Raw genomic sequence first — 19,053 nt, forward strand, 5'->3', positions numbered from 1 at the left:
TTTGAATTTTGTTTTTAAATCGAACCGCAAATATAAAAATATTATACTATTCGTGTGATTATTTCGTATTTAAAATGTAAAATTGTAATTTAAAGATAAGGCAAATACTACACTTTTTCTTTGTTCTTATAGTGTTTAAAAACACCATTTAAAATAACTGTAATAACAATTATTACTGCCCCGATATAAAATTCGACACTCATTTTTTCTTTTCCCTCCAGAATAAAATAAGCCAAAAGAATACCGTATACCGGCTCTAAATTAGTGGTTAACATTACGGTATAGGGAGTTAAACGCTGCATTACTTTTACAGAAGCAGTAAAGGCATAGGCCGTACAAACAGAAGCCAAAACCAATAGCAAAATCCAGTTATTGAATGACATTACAAAAAAGTCTGCATTAAATTTTCCTATCACTAAAAAATAAATAGAGATAAAGAATACCCCGGCGCCAAATTCGTAAAATGTAATAACTGAAGGTTCATGATCTGAGATTAATTTTCCATTCATCAGAGTAAATAAAACTCCTAGAATTATTGAAATTAATGCATAATAAACCCCTGTAAGATATTTAATTTCAACCTGTAATATCAATCCCAATCCGGCAATGATAATTAATCCGAAGAAAACTTCATACCATAAAATCTTTCTTCCGTAAAAAAGCGGCTCGAGTAAAGAAGCAAAAAAAGCTCCAAGCGAAAAAATCGACAATGTTATAGAAACATTTGATACGTGAATGGCTTTAAAAAAGAAAATCCAATGCAGTGCAATTAATAATCCAACGAAAATTAATTTAGCAAAAGATTGTGCAGAAATAGCAAAAGACTGCTTTTTGTAAATAATGAATCCTCCCAGAAAAACTCCGGCAATCAACATTCTAAACCAGACTAAGTTTTCGGCATCAATGGTGATTAAAGCCCCAAGAATAGCTGTAAAACCCCAAATAAAAACAATTAAATGAAGATTTAAATAACTTTTTAAATTATCGTTTCGCATTACGTAATAAATAAACTGCCAGAATTCCGAAAACAATATTCGGGAACCAAACAGCTAATAAGGGTGAAAAGGTAGATTTTTCGGCAAGAGTACCAAATATTTTATCAAAGAATACAAATGAAAACGCAATCGCGATGCCAATTGCCAAGTTCATTCCCATACCGCCGCGACGTTTCATTGAAGAAACTGATACTGCAATAATGGTCAGGATAAACGCTGAAACCGGTATACTGTATTTTTTATAAAGAACTACTAAATAGGTATTGATATTTCCTGAACCTCTTTTTCTTTCTTTTTCGATAAAATCAATTAATTTGCCTAAAGTTAATGTTTCTGCTATATAAACTACAGGTGTCAAATCAGCAAGTTCAAACTTAAATTTTACATTTTTTTCAGGAGCTTTTTCGATTACATCGTTCAAATCACCAAGTGTCCTTTTTGTATAATCATACAAAATATAAGTTTTTAATTTCGGTTCCCATTTTATACGGCTTGCAGTAATTTTATACGTTAGTTTATCTTTTTCAAAATGTTCTAACGTAAAATTAAATGCCGTTTTAGATTCTTCATTAAAGCTATTTACAAAAATAAAATCATGGTCATTTATCTGCCTGTAAACATTGGTATTTTCACCCCGCATGAGTTCCTTTCCGTTTCCTTTTAAATAGGTGTATCTAAAATTATTATACCCCTCACTTGCGGCAGGAACAATAAAAAACCCCATCAGCAAAACGAAAATCGAAACAATTGTTGCACCAATAATATAAGGACGCAGGAAACGCGTAAATGAAATTCCAGAACTCAAAATCGCAATAATCTCGGTATTATTTGCCAGTTTTGAAGTGAACCAAATAACTGATAAAAACAGAAATATCGGGAATAAAGAGTTTATAAAATAAATTGTAAAGTTGTAATAATAGAATGCAATATCCATAAACGGAATCTTGTTTTCGAGCATCTTATTTACTTTTTCAGAAACGTCAATTACGATTCCAATTGGTGCAAACAAAAGCAGCATCACAGAAAAAGTTCCGAGATATCTTTTTAAGATGTATTTATCTATTATTGACAACATATAAATTTTGTTTATTTTGTTTATTTTGTTTCAGGTTTCAAGTTTCAAGTTCCATAAAGAACGTGAAACCTGAAACTTGAAACTCTTTTTTTAAAGTCTTTGACTCATATTTTTAACCATCATTTCTTTCCATGTTCTAAAATCGCCTGCTAAAATATGTTTTCTAGCTTCACGAACCAACCACATATAGAAACCAAGATTATGAATTGTAGCAATTTGTTTTCCTAAATATTCATTAGCAGCAAATAAGTGGCGCAAATACGCTTTTGTGTATTCTGTATCTACAAAAGTATGTCCCATTTCGTCAATTGGAGAAAAATCAGCTTCCCACTTTTTGTTCTTTATATTGATTGTTCCGTTTGCTGTAAACAACATACCGTTTCTTGCATTACGTGTTGGCATAACACAGTCAAACATATCAATTCCTAACGCGATATTTTCTAATATATTTATAGGAGTTCCTACTCCCATTAAATAACGAGGTTTATCCTCCGGAAGAATTTCGCAGACAACTTCAGTCATTGCATACATTTCTTCTGCAGGTTCTCCTACTGATAATCCGCCAATTGCATTTCCCTGCTGACCGGCATTTGCAATATATTCAGCCGACTGACGACGCAAATCTTTATATGTACTTCCCTGAACAATTGGGAAAAAAGTCTGTTCGTAACCGTATTTGTAAGGAACTTTATCTAAATGGTTAATACAACGATCCAGCCAGCGGTGCGTCATGTGCATTGATCTCTGTGCATATCTGTAATCGCAGGGATAAGGTGTACATTCATCAAAAGCCATAATAATATCGGCTCCAATGGTACGTTGAATTTCCATTACATTTTCTGGAGTAAAAAAGTGATAAGAACCGTCGATATGCGATTTAAACTTCACTCCTTCTTCTTTAATTTTTCTGTTTGAAGAAAGAGAATAAACCTGATATCCTCCTGAATCTGTCAAAATATTACGATCCCAATTCATGAATTTATGCAATCCTCCTGCTTTTTCAAGAATTTCTGTCTGCGGACGCAAATATAAATGGTACGTATTTCCAAGAATAATATCCGGATTAATATCGTCTTTTAATTCACGCTGATGTACACCTTTAACAGAAGCCACCGTTCCAACAGGCATAAAAATAGGCGTTTCGATTACGCCGTGATCAGTAGTTATACTTCCCGCTCTTGCTTTTGACTGCGGATCTTTTTGTAATAAATCAAACTTCATGTGTTTCTTTTTTCTCCCGATTGTTCGGGTCGGCAAAGATAAACTAATTTCAGGGAAATTTAATTAGATAATTTGTCAATTAGAAAATTAGATAATGATTTCTATCAACTTGAAAAACCCGGAAGTGCAATAAAATGAAACAAAGAAAACCTGAAACCTGAAACTAAAATTCGTTTGTATGTAAAACTTACAACAATCACATTATTAAAGTATAACACCTCAACTAAACTCATTTCATAATTTTAATAGTAATAAAAATATAGAAATCATGATAAATTCAGAAAATAAAAACACCACAGGCGAAGATCAGATTAAAAGAAATCTGGAAGATTTAAATTATCCTGCAAATGAAGACATTTACAATCAGGAAGATAAATTAGAAGACATTGACCCGGAAGATATTTCCAACGAAAGAACCATCAACCAAAATAATTATAAATGGAAACAAAACAACGATAAATTTGGAGATGATCTTGATGTTCCAGGTTCTGAACTCAATGACGAACAAGAAGAAATCGGCGCTGAAGATGAAGAAAATAACCTCTATAGTGAAGGCGACAACAACTAAATAAGTGTAAAAAACACACTTTAAGCCCAAAAAAGGGCTTTTTTTTATTTAAATTTTCATAATAAAACGGCAAGATTATGGCATCTTATCAAAGAAATCCAAAACATTTAGGCCTTTTATTCAGGATCAATAAAAAAAGCGGCAGAATTTAACAATTGTTCTAAACTAAAGCAAAAAATCATTTGTCTCCCCGCAAAATAACGATTACTTTTGCTTCAGTTTAACTTTTACATACAAAATGAAGCCTAACACACAACAATTAAGCGATTTAACGATCCAAGTAAGAAGAGATATTCTTAGAATGGTACATGCTGTAAACTCTGGCCACCCTGGCGGATCACTAGGTTGTACTGAATTTTTGGTAACACTGTATCAAAATATTATGGACCGCAAAGAAGGTTTTGATATGAACGGAATTGGAGAAGATATCTTCTTCCTTTCAAATGGCCATATTTCTCCGGTATTTTACAGCGTTTTAGCACGCAGCGGTTATTTCCCTATTTCAGAACTAGCAACTTTCAGATTATTAAACTCTCGTTTACAAGGACACCCTACAACTCATGAAGGCTTGCCTGGAGTTCGTATTGCTTCTGGATCATTAGGACAAGGTTTATCTGTTGCTCTTGGTGCTGCACAGGCTAAAAAATTAAATGGCGATAATCATTTAGTTTTTACTTTACATGGGGATGGTGAATTACAAGAAGGTCAAAACTGGGAAGCTATTATGTATGCTTCTGCAAAAAAAGTAGACAACCTTATTGCAACTATCGATGTTAACGGAAAACAAATTGACGGAACTACAGATGAAGTTCTTCCAATGGGAAGCCTTCGCGCTAAATTTGAAGCTTTTGACTGGGATGTTATAGAAATTGCAGAAGGTAACAATATCGATGCAATCCTTGCTGGTTTAACCGATGCTAAATCAAGAACAGGAAAAGGAAAACCAGTTTGTATTTTGTTACATACAGAAATGGGTAATGGGGTTGACTTTATGATGCATACACATGCTTGGCATGGTAAAGCACCAAACGATGACCAATTAAAAAATGCTTTAGCTCAAAACTATTCTGCAGATCAAATCGACTATTAAAAAAAGCCATAAGCTTTAAGCAGTAAGCTTTATGCCTATTGCCTACAGCCTATTGCGCACAGCAAAAAGACAAAAATGAAAAAATACGAAAATACAGGAAGCAAAGATACTCGTTCTGGTTTTGGAGCGGGAATGACTGAACTAGGTCAAAAAAACGAAAACGTCGTGGCATTGTGTGCCGATTTAATCGGTTCATTAAAATTTGATGATTTCAAGAAAAATCACCCAGAGCGTTTTTTCCAAATCGGAATCGCAGAAGCAAACATGATTGGTATTGCTGCTGGTTTAACAATTGGAGGAAAAATTCCTTTTACAGGAACTTTTGCTAACTTCTCAACAGGAAGGGTTTACGATCAAATTCGTCAATCTGTAGCTTATTCAGATAAAAACGTAAAAATTTGCGCTTCTCACGCTGGTTTAACATTAGGAGAAGACGGTGCAACTCACCAAATTTTAGAAGATATCGGATTAATGAAAATGTTACCGGGAATGACTGTAATCAATACTTGCGATTACAACCAAACCAAAGCTGCAACTATAGCCTTGGCAGATCATCACGGACCTGCGTATTTACGTTTCGGTCGTCCGGTAGTACCTAACTTTACTCCTGCTGATGAGCCATTCATAATTGGAAAAGCAATTTTATTAAACGAAGGAACTGATGTAACTATTGTTGCTACAGGACATTTAGTTTGGGAAGCTCTTATTGCTGCTGAAACTCTTGAAGCAAAAGGAATTTCTGCTGAAGTAATCAATATTCACACTATCAAACCTCTTGACGAAGAAGCTATTCTTAAATCGATAGCTAAAACAAAATGCGTTGTAACTGCAGAAGAACACAATATTCTTGGAGGTCTTGGAGAAAGCGTTTCAAGAGTATTAGCTTTGCACCATCCGGCTCCACAAGAATTTGTAGCTGTAAACGATAGTTTTGGTGAATCTGGTACTCCAGAGCAATTAATGAACAAATACAAATTAAACAATCAGGCAATTGTTGAAGCTGTAGAAAGAGTAATTAAAAGAAAATAATTTTTAGTTTTCTTACTTTATAAAAACAAAAAACCTCGAAATTACTTTCGAGGTTTTTTTATATCTTATATTTTATTATTATTTCTTTTGATAAGGATAATTTTTATCCAAATGAATCCTTAATCTTCCTGCAGCTTTATAATCGTCATCTACAAAACTTCTTGGATTATCAATTGATTCAGGTTGTCCTTCAGTTTTAAGGGGGCCCGTTGGTCTTCTAGGAATTCCTCTTGGTTCCGTTTCATCTGTATTTGGTGTATCTGGGTTATCTGCAACAGGGTCCCAAGGATAATAGGTACTTACACCATTAAACACCCCATTTACCCAGCCAATATGCTCTGCAGGTTTTGTAATTTCATAATAGGTAGAGAAACCATCTCCATCATCATCAGTATCTACATAATCAGGGATACCATCTTTGTCTGTATCATCGGCCACCATGCTTGCTGGCGGAGTTGGATATCTTGAAGTATCTCTAAAATCATAAATATACCCATCTCCATTTATATCTTCTTTGTAATCGAAAACACCATCAAAATCATGATCTAGTCTTTGAAGGCTGAACAATTTAAAACTAAATACTAAAGGAGAATAAGCCGGAATATTATCTGTACCACCTCCATAGTAACCCAATCCAGAAGGCAAAAACATTACTCCTGCACCAAAATCTGTATAAGTTATCGTACCATCAGCTGCCGGGGCACCAGGCTTACCTGTTTTAAACTGAGGGAAAATTTCGCCCCAGCCGTCTATTACAGCCTGAGAAGCATACATATATAATTCAAAACTTCTTCCTAAACCATAAGAAGAATCAAATACAGTCCCGTTTAATAGGCTTCCTGTATATGAAGCATAAATTCTATCTGTATTTAAAGGAGACTCTCCTGTACCTTTATTTAAGGATAAATAATATACTTTATAAGTAACATCGTGATTGTAAACATCTCTTGACTGCAAAGGGTATACAGTTTGATCCCAAATAGAAGTCTGCGTTCCTCCTGCCGGAATTTTTTCAATTGTAATATCAAAATTAGCCGTAACTTCTTTTATATAATTAGTCTTTAAATATTTAACAATAGAATCATTATCAGCTGCATATTGTACCTTATAATCCCTCAATGGAACTGGTTCCGGATCGTCATCACCTTTATTACAAGAAACTATAGCAACACCTGCAAGTAATAAAATAAAATAATATTTAAATTTATTCATTATTGTTAATTTTTTAGGTGCGCAAGATACAATATTGATTTATTTTTGTAAAGAATTTAACTTGGATTTTAGAAAAATTATGAGAATAGATAAATACTTATGGTGCGTGCGTTATTATAAAACCAGAAACATGGTAACTGAGGCTTGCAAAAAGAACCAGGTTACAGTAAATGGCCAAGTTGCAAAACCCTCTAAAGAAGTTTTTCCTACTGACCGGATTACTTTTAGAAAAGACCAAATTACACAAATTATAACCGTACTCGATATTCCGGAAAATCGTGTGGGAGCTAAACTGGTAGATATTTACCGCAAGAACGAAACACCTGCAGAAGCTTATGAACATTTAGAGTTATTAAAACTATCTAAAGAACATTATCGTAAAACCGGAACTGGAAGACCAACTAAAAAAGACAGACGAGATATTGAAGATTATGGAAATGATTTTATTGATGAGGAAGAAGATGAAAATTAAAATTCCAATAAAAAAATTCCAAATTCCAAAAACTTTATAAAAACACAAAAATTCAAATTCCAAAAACTCTAAAATCTAGCAAAACCCTAACATTGGAATTTGGAATTTTAAAAATTTGGAATTTAAATTAGTTATATTAGCAAAAAAATAAATCATGAGCAAAAACATCATCTTAACCAATCAGGAAATCGAACACAAAATAAAACGTATCGCTTATCAAATTTATGAGACGTTTGTTGATGAAGAAGAAGTTGTAATTGCCGGAATTGCTTCCAGCGGTTCTGTTTTTGCTCAAAAAATCGCCACTGTATTAAGCGATATATCTACTCTAAAAATTTCTCTTTGTGAAGTAAGGGTTGACAAACAAAATCCGCAGCTGCCTATTCAGACTTCTTTATCTGCAGAAGAATATTCAAATAAAGGTTTAGTTTTAGTTGATGATGTTTTAAATTCAGGAACTACATTGATCTACGCAGTTCGTCATTTTCTGGACGTTCCGCTTAAGAAATTCAAAACTGCAGTGCTTGTAGACCGAAATCACAAAAAGTACCCTGTAAAAGCAGATTTTAAGGGAATCTCTTTATCAACGTCTTTATTAGAACACGTTCAGGTTGTTTTTGATGAAAACGGAGGCAATTACGCTTTTCTAAGCTAAGATTTCTAAAATACCATCAACCGTTTCATCGACCGTTTTATTATCCACCACAACCTTGTGCTGTGCATGATTGTAATAAAAGCTTCTGTCGAATAAATGTTTTGCGATAAATTCTTTCATTTCATCTTCATTCATATCTGCAATTAAAGGTCGTTTACTTTTATTGTAAACCAATCTATTATATAAAGTCTCGATTGAAGCTTTTAAATATATAGATGTAATATCCTCCCTTTGCAACAATAAATGATTATTAGCATAACATGGAGTCCCTCCTCCTAAACCTATAATACTATCTTCTGAAGATTGAAGTAATTCAAGAAATATTTCGTGTTCTAATTTCCTAAAATAGATTTCACCATGCTTCTCGAAAATCTCTTTTATAGATAAATTTGTTTTTTTTTCGATACAATTATCTAAATCGAGAAAGGGAATATTTGTAATTTTTGATAAGTTTTGAGCAATTGTTGACTTTCCGCAGCCCATATATCCTAATAAGATGATTTTTTTCATTTTAATAAAACCCTATAAACTAAGGGATTGTAAATTTTGGTTAAAAAAAGACAAATTTATAATAAAATTGCTTGCAAATTATAAAATAAACTCCTTATATTTGCACCCGCATTCAAGAAACGAATATGACTCGATAGCTCAGTCGGTAGAGCACATCACTTTTAATGATGGGGTCCTGGGTTCGAGCCCCAGTCGGGTCACAAAATTTGTGATTAACAAAATAAGTTTCTTGAAAGCAATGACTCGATAGCTCAGTCGGTAGAGCACATCACTTTTAATGATGGGGTCCTGGGTTCGAGCCCCAGTCGGGTCACAAAAGGTCGAGTATTAATTTACTTGACCTTTTTTGCATTTAGGCCATGTGGAGAAACGGTAGACTCGCCATCTTGAGGGGGTGGTGCCTGTAAGGGCGTGAGGGTTCAAATCCCTCCATGGTCACTTTCCATTTTTCATGCCCATCTAACATATCCAGATGGATTCAAAAAATGAAATACTCGCTGTATACCAATTTAAAAAAGGATGTACCGAATTATATTTTGGCACATCCTTTTTATGTATTACTTCTTTATAGAAACAATTCCTAACCTATGTTGATTATTTACTGCTGTCAAGAAGCAAATCCTGATAGAATGTAATATTACGCACATTGACAGGATCCCAGCCTCCGTTTGAAATGCGGTGCAATTCGATATAATAAATACCTTCTTCCAAATAAACATCTCCCAATTGCTTAATTTGATAGTTTGAAAAATTATTATTAGTTGTAGTAAACGGATATTCGATAGTTGAAATACCATTTATAACCAATTGAAATTTGCCTGAATAACCCGCCAATTCACTTTGCCAGTGGTAAATGCCGGCCACATTCACTTTCACTCTCCATGCGGCATAAGCATCTGGATTTGTCCATCCTCCAATATTATAATTAGGACCATGCTCTATCATGATGCTGCTTCCGTGCAGTATAGCATTTTTGGCAGGAAGAACAAGACTTCTATCTTCATTTTGATTTACAATAGGAGTTTTATCAACTGCCGGATGAATCGAAATTTGACGCACATTAACAGGATCCCATCCTCCATTAGAAATACGATGCAGTTCAATCTCATAAACGCCAATAGGTAAATTAACTGTCCCAATGGATAAATCCTGATAATTATCAAAACCACTTGTTGTAATTTTAAACGGATAAGGACCTTGATCTACTCCGTTTATTTTTAGCACAAACTGTCCTGAATAGCCTGATACAACTGCATCCAGAAAAAAGTCTCCGGGTTTCTTAACTTCAACATGCCATGTAGCAAATTTAGTATCATCTGTCCATCCTCCTAAATTATAGAGAGGTCCATTTTCAATACTTAATCCCGCTGCAGTAGCATCGATTGCATACAAATTAAGTGTGCCATCATTGAATTGTTTAACAAAGTTGATAAGTATATCTACGATTTCTGACATTTCTAAAACAATAGTTGTACTAACACCATCTAATGGATTTGCAGGAACTGAAATAATATATCCCGAAGCAATGTTGTTAACATTTATATCTAATGCTTTTTGGTCAGTATCAGCAAGGAAATATGCTTTAACAACACTTCCATCATGTAAATCAGGAACAGCTAATTTTCCATCCTTAGGCCAATTCTCTGTAAATACATGCAGATAAAGGTATTGTATTCCGTCTATAATTTTACGGGTAGCCCGCCCCCAAGATAATTGTTTTGTATACGGGCTGGGCTGGGCTTTTTCTATAGCCGTTTTATTTACTGCCATCCAAACTGCAAACCCTTCGAGTCTGTTTATGGCTTCTTGTGGAAATGTCCCATCTCCTTCAGGGCCTATATTGAGCAAAAAGTTACCTCCCTTACTTACAATATCTATCAATTTTTGAATTAAATCTGTTTCGGTTTTCCAGCGCGGATCGTAAGCATCATACCCCCAATTATCATTCATGGTCATACAGGTTTCCCAATCTGATCCGTCTCCGTTTGGCGGCATGTTTGGAATATTTTGTTCCGGAGTTTTATAGTCTCCCGTCAAGCCATCTTCCATTCGGTCATTAAATATCAAACGATCTGATCCGGGAATATTTTTAATAGCCTTCATCATTCGGTAACGGAATTCTGGTGTACTGCCTCCTCCCATGTCCCACCATATCAAGTCAATATCATAATCATTAATCATGGTGTGAATATGAGGAATTACAATTGTATCTGTATATTTGGATTGATCCTCGTAAGAAGCCTCATGGTTTGCTGTAGTATTCTGAGGAATCCAGCCCATTCCTCCAGGATTCATCCAATCCAGACATTGTGAATAGTAAAATCCAATTTTTAAACCTGCTGCATGAGCCATAGTTACAAGGTTTTTTAAAATATCGGCTGAAATATTGGTATCATCCTGAATATTATATCCAATATTATGTGTATGCATTAAGGCAAAACCTTCGTGATGTTTGGCGGTAATAACAATATATTTCATACCTGCGTCTTTAGCCATTCTCACCCAATCTGCAGGATTGAAATTTTGAGCTGTAAAATTTTGCTGCCAGCGTGATTTATATTCAACTCTGGGAATCTGAGCTGCAAACATAATCCATTCTGCATATTGCCCCTGTTTGTAAGGCTCTCCTGTAGCTGGGTCAATTTTAATAGTTCCATCCGGATTGATCCATTCAGGACGATAACTTGAATAGTAATCCTGCATCCAGTATTCAGGCCCTACATACGGACCTGATTTCATTAGTGTTGGCCCTGTATAATGTCCTGCCAGCCCAGAGTATGCCCCCCAATGCAAAAACAGCCCAAAACCCGCTTCACGCCACCAGGCCATTCGTTCGTCTTTATGCAGTTTTGTCTCTAGAGTAGCTGCATAAATATTATTACTCATCTTAGTAAAAAGATCTTGGTTGTCATTACGGCCCTTCACCGAGAAATAGTAAATATCAAATGAATTCAAATCATGAATAGTTATCGAATTAGTGATAACATTTCGATAAAAAATACCATCTTTATATACATCATATGAAGTCACATCAGGAAGCGCATCCCATGATATAGAAATAGAATTCGTCTCTACATCAATTACTTTAAGTTCTTTAGGATTGTTGTTATAGAAAGGGTTCATATCAATTTCGGTATCGCTAAAAGTCAGCTCATCAATATAAACAACATCACCAACGGCACGTTTATCGGTATAATCGGGTTGAATACTAAAACCAGAGATATCCTTTACCTTATGCGATAATAAATCAAACACCGCTACTCCCCATTCGTCCACTTTATTTAATGGACTTTGAGACAAAAATTCACTCGAAAGACTAAGTCTGATCTGAGAATTCGGATTATTGCGATAATATCTCATGTACAAATACTTATACTCAGAGAGAGGTTCATTTAGTGTACAGAAAAATCCAGCCCACTTATAGCTATTGTTAAGACGTTTAAGTTTTAGAACTTTATTACTTTGGTTAGAACCCGTTTTATCAGGATTATCTACCACCGTAATCTCCATGTCTGCCGGTGGGTTTATATTTATTTTATCAGTAAAATTGATCTGTCCGTTTTCAAAATTATCAATTACAAGCGGCTCCCTAATTATTGGACGTGGATAGTAGTCTGGTTTAAAGTTAAGCTTGCCTAATACTGTCTGAATTTCTGGAGCAGACATAAAATAATCCCAAAGTAAACCTGAGCGATAATTTTCGATCATACAAATAATCGGTCCCTGATCGATAGCCAAATAACTGCTATCTACCCAATTGGCAGTTTCATTAAAAGAGTCAACAAATCCCGCTTTTTCATTCCATATTTTCGGTCCCAGCTTCTCATAAAAATATCTCAAGGCCGCTAATGACTCTTTAGGCGTATATGGCATTGACGAGATAGCTGCAGTTGGAGCGATCACACCTTTATCATTTCCGGGTGAATGGGCACCATAACTAGTATCTCCATCAGAAGCAGTCAATCCCCAGGCTTTGTTCTCTCCATATCCGGTATATTCCAGCGGATTTTGCTCACAATATGCCCTGTTTATTAAGGTATGGGCTACATTTTGCTGAAAATAATTTACATCATTATAAGTATCCCTTAAATTTTTTGGATTGAATCCTAAAAAAGAATAATGAGCAAAGAACAAAGGTCCGCCTTTTGCATTTCCTCCGCCAATAGGAAGAGTAATATCATAAAAAATTTGATTTTTATTTTTATAACTACCTCCTGATGACCAGCCGCTTTGCCACAAACTAGGATCTATAGCATGAGTAGGCGAAGCAATTGCCAGCAGATACGTAATCATACACTCGTTCCAGCCAATAATTGGCAATTGAATTACGTTCTGTAATTCATTGTTACAATGCCAGTACAGCTTATTCGTTCCAAATGTAAAGTAATTCCAGTCAACATTGTTCCAAAGTACATTGATCTTAACAACCAAATCTTGTTCTGCCAAAATAGGCTGGTTAAAATACTGGCGTGCCGTAATCAAGCCCTGCATTAAAAATGATGTTTCAACCAAATCAGCTCCATTGTCATTTGCACTAAACGGAATAGTTTTACCTGTATTTCCATTGATCCAATGAGCAAAAGCTCCTTTATAATTAGTAGCTGAACTAGTTAAGAAATTAACAATCTTCTCTATACGCTGACGTCCTTGTTCTCTTGTAATAAATCCTCTCTCGATGCCTACTAAAATTGCCATTACCCCAAATCCAGAACCGCCTGTAGTAACCGCATCTCCAGGTGTGCCTGAAACAGGAATGCGCTCGAATGCCATTCCCGAACTCGATGCATAATCCCAGAAATATTTAAAAGTATATCGCTGCGTTATAGTAAGCAGCTCTTCATCTGTAAGTGTTTGTAAGGTTGATTTTTCCATAACATTGATTGGTTAAAGGGTAAGTAATATTAAAAAAACTGTATGCTATTTGTTGTTGTTTTTAAAATTTAGGCTTTTGGAAGTATAATTTAACGTGGCAAAAAGATGTTTCACAACTTATTTGTTCTCACAATTTTATACCTAATATTTAAAGGATTTTATTGAATAATGTATTTCAACATTATTACCATTTTGGAAAGTTTATGGCGTTTTTGTTATAGCAGGTATATTAATAATGGTAATTTCTAATTCTCAGTAAAAAACAAACAAGTGGCATTTAAATCCGATTGTTACTCACTAAAAATCAACACATTAAAAAACAAAAAACGAATATATCAATTATTATTGAATAATACAATACGAAAGAATAATATTACATTAATTTATTTAGATTCTTTTTAAAACCTTTGATAAATTATCCGAAAGTCTAAAATCTTTAAATAAGGAATTTCAATTTGTATTAATATGTTCTATTAAAAAAAGCCTTTCAAATTGTATAATTTGAAAGGCTTTTTTTAATCAGAATAAAATCTTAACCTAAATTTATTCCTTAACTATTTTTGTTTTCAGCTACAGACTAAAGTATTCTTTCCTGTACATCAAACAATTCAATTCTTTTTATTGTATTTACTATCAGCTTTCACAATCCTCGCCCTTATTCGGCTCAGAGTTTCTTTTGTTACCCCAAGATAATTTGCCAATAAATGCTGCGGTAATTTAAAAATTTTACCAGACTGTTTTTTTATCAAATCTTCATAGCGTTTTTGCGGGCTGTCGTACATCATGGATAACAATCTTTCATGCTGCTGGCAAAATTCGTTTTCAGCTATTGTCCTTCCTATTTTTTGATATACCATATCCCTGTCAAATAGCTTAATTACGTCTGCTGTAGGAAGACAAAGTACTTCAGATTTCTGATTGGCAATAATATCAAAAGAGGCTGGTCCAGATTTTAAAATTCCATAGTAGTCAGATACAAAATCATCTTCTAATGAAACATCAAAAGTCCTTTCATTACCATCATTGTGCATTACGAATCTAAAACTGCCTTTTTTAATAAAACCAATAACAGAACATGCATCTCCTCTTTTTAAAAAATATTCATTCCTTTTAAAATGTCTAATTTCTACCAATTCAGAAATTTCATTCCAATGGTGTTCGTCAAGTGGGACAATAGCATTTAAAATATTAAATAACTCCATTTTTATTGATTCAAGTCAACATTTTAAAGATTCCTGATTGTTCATATTTGCCAGCACAAATAACAAACAAAAAAACAATTAATTACAAACTTAAATCAACATTTTATATTTTGGAAAAGATAAACCTCGTTATTCTGGTATTCCTGTTTTCACGTTCAATCAAAGCACAGGAAAAAAATGAATTTTTCTCCTTAAATTACTCTCTTGCAGCCCCGGCAGAATTTAAAAAAAGTAATTCAGAAATGAGATTTAGTTCGTTAGATACCTATTTAATTACTCCAACAATTAATGCTGGAATTAAAATAAAAATCAACAACATATTTTCCTATAGATTTACAGAATATGATTTTTCTAAGGAAAAGAATACTTCAGATGAATTAAAACAACAGCTTACTGATGCTAAATGGTCTGTGCTGTTTCGATATAATTTCAATGAAAGACAATATCTGTTTGTACTGCCTCAGATTATTTTTCGCTCAGATCTTCAAAATAAGTTTAGTTCAAAAGATTTTTTCCCAGCCATTTATGCTATTTTCTATCACACATCGAAAAAGAACAGCAGACTAAAAATTGGATATGGTTTAGCCTACAGCAGAGATTATTTTAAAAACAACTTAACTCCTTTACTTGCTTTTTCTTATGAATCCGAAAGACTTTATTTTGAAGCGATCCTTCCCGGAAATGCCCAATTAACATTTTTACCCAACCCAGCTTGGGAATATGGTGTAGTTATTAATCTTGATACAGCAGTTTATAAGTCCGATTCAAGTACAAATCCTGAGACAGAATATTTAAGAACGTTAAATATCCCATTATTATTAAATGTTTCAAGAAGAATAGATGGAATACTTTGGATAAATGCCAAAGCAGGAGTCAGTCTAATAAAAAATTATGGAGCATTGGATACTCATTTCGATTTGATAGAGAATCAAAATACTAGTTTAAATCCATCTCCTTATTTCAGTATTGGTTTAAGTATGAGGTTAAACGAAAACAAAAAGTAAAATTTATAAATGTAAAACTGTGAAATTACAAGGAGATATGGTATTAGTTTTTAAAACATCTATAAGATATAAAAAGGACATAATTAAAATCAAAAAAGCATTTGCAGCTGCTAAAGATTTGATAATAAGTTTTGATCTTGAAGATTGCGATAAGATTATGCGCACTGAGGGTAATTACTATAATGCTAAGGAAATAATAGAAAAGATAGAAGCATTAGGATATTATTGTGAAGAGCTGGAATAATTGATGTCAGTTTCGTGAAAATCTTAAAATCAGTAATTTATTCAATATAAATCACTTAACAACTTCAAATCTTCCAGTAAAAGATTCGATTTTTGAAGCAAGAGCCGCTAAAAAAGGAAAAACAAATTAAAAACAAATTCTTAATCAAAAAAAATAATAGTTATTTTACAAAAGAATACTTTCACAAAAACAAAACTTTGCTAAATTCGTTTGAAGAATAATTAACCCACTAATCCCAAATTAGTTTATGAAAAACCTACTACTTGTATCATTTATTATGATAAGCTTTTCGTCGTGGTCACAAACCGCAGAAATTTATTTTAACAAAGCTTTTAACAAAGCTGCAACCGGAAATTACAAAAGCGCAATTGCTGATTACACAAAAGCCATTCGCAAAAATTCTAAATTTGTTGAAGCGTATCAAAATCGTGGCGTTGCAAAATACCAATTGAATGACTTACAAGGCGCAATGGCCGACTTTAGCAAAACAATTGAACTTGACGATATGAATGCCGATGCTTTTACGGGCCGGGCAAATGTTAATTTCAAACTGTCAAAATTCCACGAAGCCATTCAAGACTGTACTTCTTCACTTGGTTTAAACCCAAGAGATTATGTTGCCTACAATTTACGAGGTTTAGCTTACAATAAAATTGGAGATAAAGCCAATTCCTGCAAAGATTTCCTAAAAGCAATCGAATTAGGAAGCCAAAGTGCTATAAAAAACAAAAGAACTTTTTGTAAATAATAATTTGAAATTATCTTAATAAAAAAGCAATCTGCAAATACATTCTTTTGCTGATTGCTTTTTGTATTTTATTATAATAATTTATCTGTCCAAGAAAGTATTAACACAATAAAAACAGATTGGAGCTTGTAACCAAAAGGAATTTATTATATTTCGATTTCAAATGAAAAATGGACACAGCACCAAAAAAATAATCAAACAATAACAGTAAAAACTGCATGTCACTTTTAAGAAAAATAAATAACCTTCAAACAGATAAAAATTCAGGATTTGGTACTAATGCCGGAAGCTACGGCGGAAGATTTGTAAATAAAAACGGAACTCCAAATATAGAAAAAAGAGGTATGCACCTGCTTCGACGAACAAGCTGGTACCATACCATGATTGATATGCCGAATTGGAAGTTCATGTTTATTTTATTTTCTTTCTATATTATAATCAATTTTATTTTTGCTGTTATTTATTATGCCATTGGAATCGAACATTTGGACGGAATTGCCCAATCGGGAAGCATTTTAACCCAGTTTGGACAGGCCTATTTTTTTAGTGCACAGACTTTTACAACCGTTGGTTATGGACATATAAGTCCAACCGGATTCCTTACAAGTGCTTTATCTGCGGCCGAAGCCCTGATTGGTCTGCTCAGTTTTGCAATCGCAACAGGTTTATTCTTTGGAAGATTCAGCAAACCAACAGCTTTTTTAAAATTTTCACACAATGCTTTAGTCTCTCCTTATGCAGAAGGCAAAGCCTTAATGATTCGACTTGTTCCTTTTAAAAATACCAATTTTACAGATGCGGCAGCAAAAGTTACTTTAGGAATGAGTATTGAAGAAAACGGCCAGAGGGTAAATAAATTTTATAATCTTAACCTCGAATTAGATCGTATAAATGCACTTTCGTTAAGCTGGACATTAGTTCACCCAATTGATGAAAACAGTCCGCTGTACAATTATACCGAAGAAGATTTTAACAAAACTCATGGTGAGATTTTAGTCTTTATTACCACTTTTGATGACATGTTTAGTAATACAGTGGCAGCCAGAACTTCATATACCTTCAGTGAAATAATTTACGGCGCAAAATTCAGGACTATGTACAACCGAAGTAAAGATGGTACTAAAACGATTTTGCATTTAGACAAATTAAATCAATTTGATACTATAACCTTCTCATAAGGTATCATTTTTATCAAGTTTTAAAGGTTTTTTGAGATTTTATTTTACTTTTGTTTACATAATCGTATAAAAATGGTAAACAACATAAAAACTGTTTTCAGTATAAAAGATCTTGAGAATTTATCCGGAATAAAAGCACACACGATTCGTATTTGGGAAAAAAGATATAACATTTTGGAGCCAATGCGCACTGATACCAATATCAGACTTTATAATCTGCAAAATTTACAGAAACTTCTAAACATTACCTTATTACACGAATACGGTTATAAAATTTCTAAAATAGCAACTTACCCGGAAGAAAAAATCCCGCAGTTGGTACGCGAAATTATTTCGAAGAAAAACTCTCAAAATTATGCCATTACATCTTTTAAAATGGCCATGATGAATTTTGATCAGGAACTGTTTTTCAACACTTTTGACTGGCTTATTTCTGAAAAAACGTTCAAAGAAGTTTTTAAAGAACATTTTTTGCCCTTATTAAAAGAATTAGGATTATTGTGGCAGTCGGAAACGATAACACCTGCAAATGAACACTTTATGAGTCATTTGATCAAACAGAAAATTTTAATTTATACCGAAAGCCTTCAGATTCAAAAACCAACAAAAACAGACAGAATTTTTGTTCTTTCACTTCCGTTAAATGAAATTCATCAAATTGGACTGCTTTATCTTCAATATGAAATTTTATCTAAAGGCTACAAAACCATTTATTTAGGCGAAAGTATGCCTATTGAAAATCTGCAGGATTTAACCAAGCATTTTGAAAACATCACTTTTGTATCCTTTATGACTATCCAGCCAGATCGCAGCGTTATTAACCAATATGTAAAATCAATGGGGCAAAAACTGCTGCAAAAAAATAATGAAATCTGGCTTATGGGTAAAATGGTCGAACACATCGATCAAAAAGTACTGCCGGAAAGAATCCGTATTTTTGATTCCATGGAAGAAACAATAGAAACAATTTAAATATTC

General features: G+C 33.6%; 17 protein-coding genes and 3 tRNA genes. 13 read left to right on the plus strand and 7 right to left on the minus strand.

Annotated features, from left to right (window positions below; all coding sequences use genetic code 11):
* Positions 1 to 107 precede the first annotated feature (107 nt).
* The 3 genes from AABD74_RS00220 to tgt form a co-directional block, all read right to left on the minus strand.
* Positions 108 to 995 carry a DMT family transporter gene (locus AABD74_RS00220; protein ID WP_406844338.1) on the minus strand — a complete coding sequence of 296 codons (888 nt, stop codon included), beginning with the start codon at positions 993 to 995 and terminating at the stop codon, positions 108 to 110.
* Positions 982 to 2,070 (minus strand): LptF/LptG family permease, encoded by a 1,089-nt coding sequence (locus tag AABD74_RS00225; RefSeq protein ID WP_232683164.1) that lies wholly within the window; start codon positions 2,068 to 2,070, stop codon positions 982 to 984. The genes AABD74_RS00220 and AABD74_RS00225 overlap by 14 nt, the downstream gene beginning before the upstream one ends.
* Positions 2,071 to 2,160: 90 nt before the next feature.
* Positions 2,161 to 3,291 carry a tRNA guanosine(34) transglycosylase Tgt gene (tgt, locus tag AABD74_RS00230; protein ID WP_406844339.1) on the minus strand — a complete coding sequence of 377 codons (1,131 nt, stop codon included), beginning with the start codon at positions 3,289 to 3,291 and terminating at the stop codon, positions 2,161 to 2,163.
* A 268-nt stretch (positions 3,292 to 3,559) separates the two neighbouring features.
* Between tgt and AABD74_RS00235 the strand changes: the two genes are divergently transcribed.
* From AABD74_RS00235 to AABD74_RS00245, 3 genes are all read left to right on the plus strand, one after another.
* Positions 3,560 to 3,859, plus strand: a complete 300-nt coding sequence (locus AABD74_RS00235) for a hypothetical protein (RefSeq protein WP_406844340.1) — start codon at positions 3,560 to 3,562, stop codon at positions 3,857 to 3,859.
* A gap of 238 nt (positions 3,860 to 4,097) precedes the next feature.
* Positions 4,098 to 4,949: a transketolase gene (locus AABD74_RS00240; protein ID WP_232683166.1), complete on the plus strand. Its 852-nt coding sequence runs from the start codon at positions 4,098 to 4,100 to the stop codon at positions 4,947 to 4,949.
* Between the two features lie 75 nt (positions 4,950 to 5,024).
* Positions 5,025 to 5,978, plus strand: coding sequence for a transketolase family protein (locus AABD74_RS00245; RefSeq protein WP_232683167.1), 954 nt, complete (start codon positions 5,025 to 5,027; stop codon positions 5,976 to 5,978).
* Between the two features lie 78 nt (positions 5,979 to 6,056).
* Here the strand turns inward: AABD74_RS00245 and AABD74_RS00250 are convergent, their stop codons facing one another.
* Entirely contained in the window at positions 6,057 to 7,190 is a 1,134-nt protein-coding gene (locus tag AABD74_RS00250; RefSeq protein ID WP_232683168.1) for an FKBP-type peptidyl-prolyl cis-trans isomerase, read from the minus strand.
* A gap of 79 nt (positions 7,191 to 7,269) precedes the next feature.
* Here AABD74_RS00250 and AABD74_RS00255 point away from each other — a divergent pair, with 79 nt between their 5' ends.
* Both AABD74_RS00255 and AABD74_RS00260 read left to right on the plus strand, forming a co-directional pair.
* Positions 7,270 to 7,662 (plus strand): RNA-binding S4 domain-containing protein, encoded by a 393-nt coding sequence (locus tag AABD74_RS00255; RefSeq protein ID WP_406844341.1) that lies wholly within the window; start codon positions 7,270 to 7,272, stop codon positions 7,660 to 7,662.
* A 154-nt stretch (positions 7,663 to 7,816) separates the two neighbouring features.
* Entirely contained in the window at positions 7,817 to 8,317 is a 501-nt protein-coding gene (locus tag AABD74_RS00260; RefSeq protein ID WP_406844342.1) for a phosphoribosyltransferase domain-containing protein, read from the plus strand.
* Here the strand turns inward: AABD74_RS00260 and AABD74_RS00265 are convergent.
* The gene (locus tag AABD74_RS00265; protein WP_406844343.1) at positions 8,309 to 8,827 is read right to left on the minus strand and encodes a shikimate kinase; all 519 of its coding nucleotides are present in this window, start codon (positions 8,825 to 8,827) and stop codon (positions 8,309 to 8,311) included. The genes AABD74_RS00260 and AABD74_RS00265 overlap by 9 nt on opposite strands.
* Before the next feature lie 127 nt (positions 8,828 to 8,954).
* On the opposite strand from AABD74_RS00265, the gene AABD74_RS00270 reads away from it, so the two are divergent.
* The 3 genes from AABD74_RS00270 (at position 8,955) to AABD74_RS00280 (ending at position 9,265) form a co-directional block, all read left to right on the plus strand.
* Positions 8,955 to 9,027, plus strand: a tRNA-Lys gene (locus AABD74_RS00270).
* A 40-nt stretch (positions 9,028 to 9,067) separates the two neighbouring features.
* Positions 9,068 to 9,140 (plus strand) — tRNA-Lys (locus AABD74_RS00275).
* 42 nt (positions 9,141 to 9,182) lie between these two features.
* A tRNA-Leu gene (locus tag AABD74_RS00280) sits at positions 9,183 to 9,265 on the plus strand.
* Between the two features lie 156 nt (positions 9,266 to 9,421).
* Here AABD74_RS00280 and AABD74_RS00285 read toward each other — a convergent pair.
* Together AABD74_RS00285 and AABD74_RS00290 are read right to left on the minus strand one after the other, a co-directional pair.
* Positions 9,422 to 13,699 carry an alpha-L-fucosidase gene (locus tag AABD74_RS00285; RefSeq protein WP_406844344.1) on the minus strand — a complete coding sequence of 1,426 codons (4,278 nt, stop codon included), beginning with the start codon at positions 13,697 to 13,699 and terminating at the stop codon, positions 9,422 to 9,424.
* A gap of 608 nt (positions 13,700 to 14,307) precedes the next feature.
* Complete coding sequence (locus tag AABD74_RS00290; protein ID WP_406844345.1) at positions 14,308 to 14,901, minus strand: Crp/Fnr family transcriptional regulator; 594 nt, start codon at positions 14,899 to 14,901, stop codon at positions 14,308 to 14,310.
* A 110-nt stretch (positions 14,902 to 15,011) separates the two neighbouring features.
* Between AABD74_RS00290 and AABD74_RS00295 the strand changes: the two genes are divergently transcribed.
* The 5 genes from AABD74_RS00295 (at position 15,012) to AABD74_RS00315 (ending at position 19,047) form a co-directional block, all read left to right on the plus strand.
* Positions 15,012 to 15,905, plus strand: a complete 894-nt coding sequence (locus tag AABD74_RS00295; RefSeq protein WP_406844346.1) for a DUF6268 family outer membrane beta-barrel protein — start codon at positions 15,012 to 15,014, stop codon at positions 15,903 to 15,905.
* Between the two features lie 19 nt (positions 15,906 to 15,924).
* Entirely contained in the window at positions 15,925 to 16,149 is a 225-nt protein-coding gene (locus AABD74_RS00300; protein ID WP_406844347.1) for a hypothetical protein, read from the plus strand.
* A 247-nt stretch (positions 16,150 to 16,396) separates the two neighbouring features.
* Positions 16,397 to 16,897, plus strand: a complete 501-nt coding sequence (locus AABD74_RS00305) for a tetratricopeptide repeat protein (RefSeq protein WP_406844348.1) — start codon at positions 16,397 to 16,399, stop codon at positions 16,895 to 16,897.
* Between the two features lie 218 nt (positions 16,898 to 17,115).
* Positions 17,116 to 18,075, plus strand: coding sequence for an ion channel (locus tag AABD74_RS00310; protein WP_406844349.1), 960 nt, complete (start codon positions 17,116 to 17,118; stop codon positions 18,073 to 18,075).
* Between the two features lie 72 nt (positions 18,076 to 18,147).
* Positions 18,148 to 19,047: a MerR family transcriptional regulator gene (locus AABD74_RS00315; protein WP_232683116.1), complete on the plus strand. Its 900-nt coding sequence runs from the start codon at positions 18,148 to 18,150 to the stop codon at positions 19,045 to 19,047.
* Positions 19,048 to 19,053: the final 6 nt, after the last annotated feature.

The organism is Flavobacterium soyae, from assembly GCF_045348165.1.
GTDB lineage: Bacteria > Bacteroidota > Bacteroidia > Flavobacteriales > Flavobacteriaceae > Flavobacterium > Flavobacterium soyae.

Excerpts from the sequence above, each read along its gene's own strand:
- AABD74_RS00220 (WP_406844338.1), bottom strand. The coding sequence starts at position 995 with ATGCGAAACGATAATTTAAAAAGTTATTTAAATCTTCATTTAATTGTT.
- AABD74_RS00225 (WP_232683164.1), bottom strand. The coding sequence starts at position 2,070 with ATGTTGTCAATAATAGATAAATACATCTTAAAAAGATATCTCGGAACT.
- tgt (WP_406844339.1), bottom strand. The coding sequence starts at position 3,291 with ATGAAGTTTGATTTATTACAAAAAGATCCGCAGTCAAAAGCAAGAGCG.
- AABD74_RS00235 (WP_406844340.1), top strand. The coding sequence starts at position 3,560 with ATGATAAATTCAGAAAATAAAAACACCACAGGCGAAGATCAGATTAAA.
- AABD74_RS00240 (WP_232683166.1), top strand. The coding sequence starts at position 4,098 with ATGAAGCCTAACACACAACAATTAAGCGATTTAACGATCCAAGTAAGA.
- AABD74_RS00245 (WP_232683167.1), top strand. The coding sequence starts at position 5,025 with ATGAAAAAATACGAAAATACAGGAAGCAAAGATACTCGTTCTGGTTTT.
- AABD74_RS00250 (WP_232683168.1), bottom strand. The coding sequence starts at position 7,190 with ATGAATAAATTTAAATATTATTTTATTTTATTACTTGCAGGTGTTGCT.
- AABD74_RS00255 (WP_406844341.1), top strand. The coding sequence starts at position 7,270 with ATGAGAATAGATAAATACTTATGGTGCGTGCGTTATTATAAAACCAGA.
- AABD74_RS00260 (WP_406844342.1), top strand. The coding sequence starts at position 7,817 with ATGAGCAAAAACATCATCTTAACCAATCAGGAAATCGAACACAAAATA.
- AABD74_RS00265 (WP_406844343.1), bottom strand. The coding sequence starts at position 8,827 with ATGAAAAAAATCATCTTATTAGGATATATGGGCTGCGGAAAGTCAACA.
- AABD74_RS00285 (WP_406844344.1), bottom strand. The coding sequence starts at position 13,699 with ATGGAAAAATCAACCTTACAAACACTTACAGATGAAGAGCTGCTTACT.
- AABD74_RS00290 (WP_406844345.1), bottom strand. The coding sequence starts at position 14,901 with ATGGAGTTATTTAATATTTTAAATGCTATTGTCCCACTTGACGAACAC.
- AABD74_RS00305 (WP_406844348.1), top strand. The coding sequence starts at position 16,397 with ATGAAAAACCTACTACTTGTATCATTTATTATGATAAGCTTTTCGTCG.
- AABD74_RS00310 (WP_406844349.1), top strand. The coding sequence starts at position 17,116 with ATGTCACTTTTAAGAAAAATAAATAACCTTCAAACAGATAAAAATTCA.
- AABD74_RS00315 (WP_232683116.1), top strand. The coding sequence starts at position 18,148 with ATGGTAAACAACATAAAAACTGTTTTCAGTATAAAAGATCTTGAGAAT.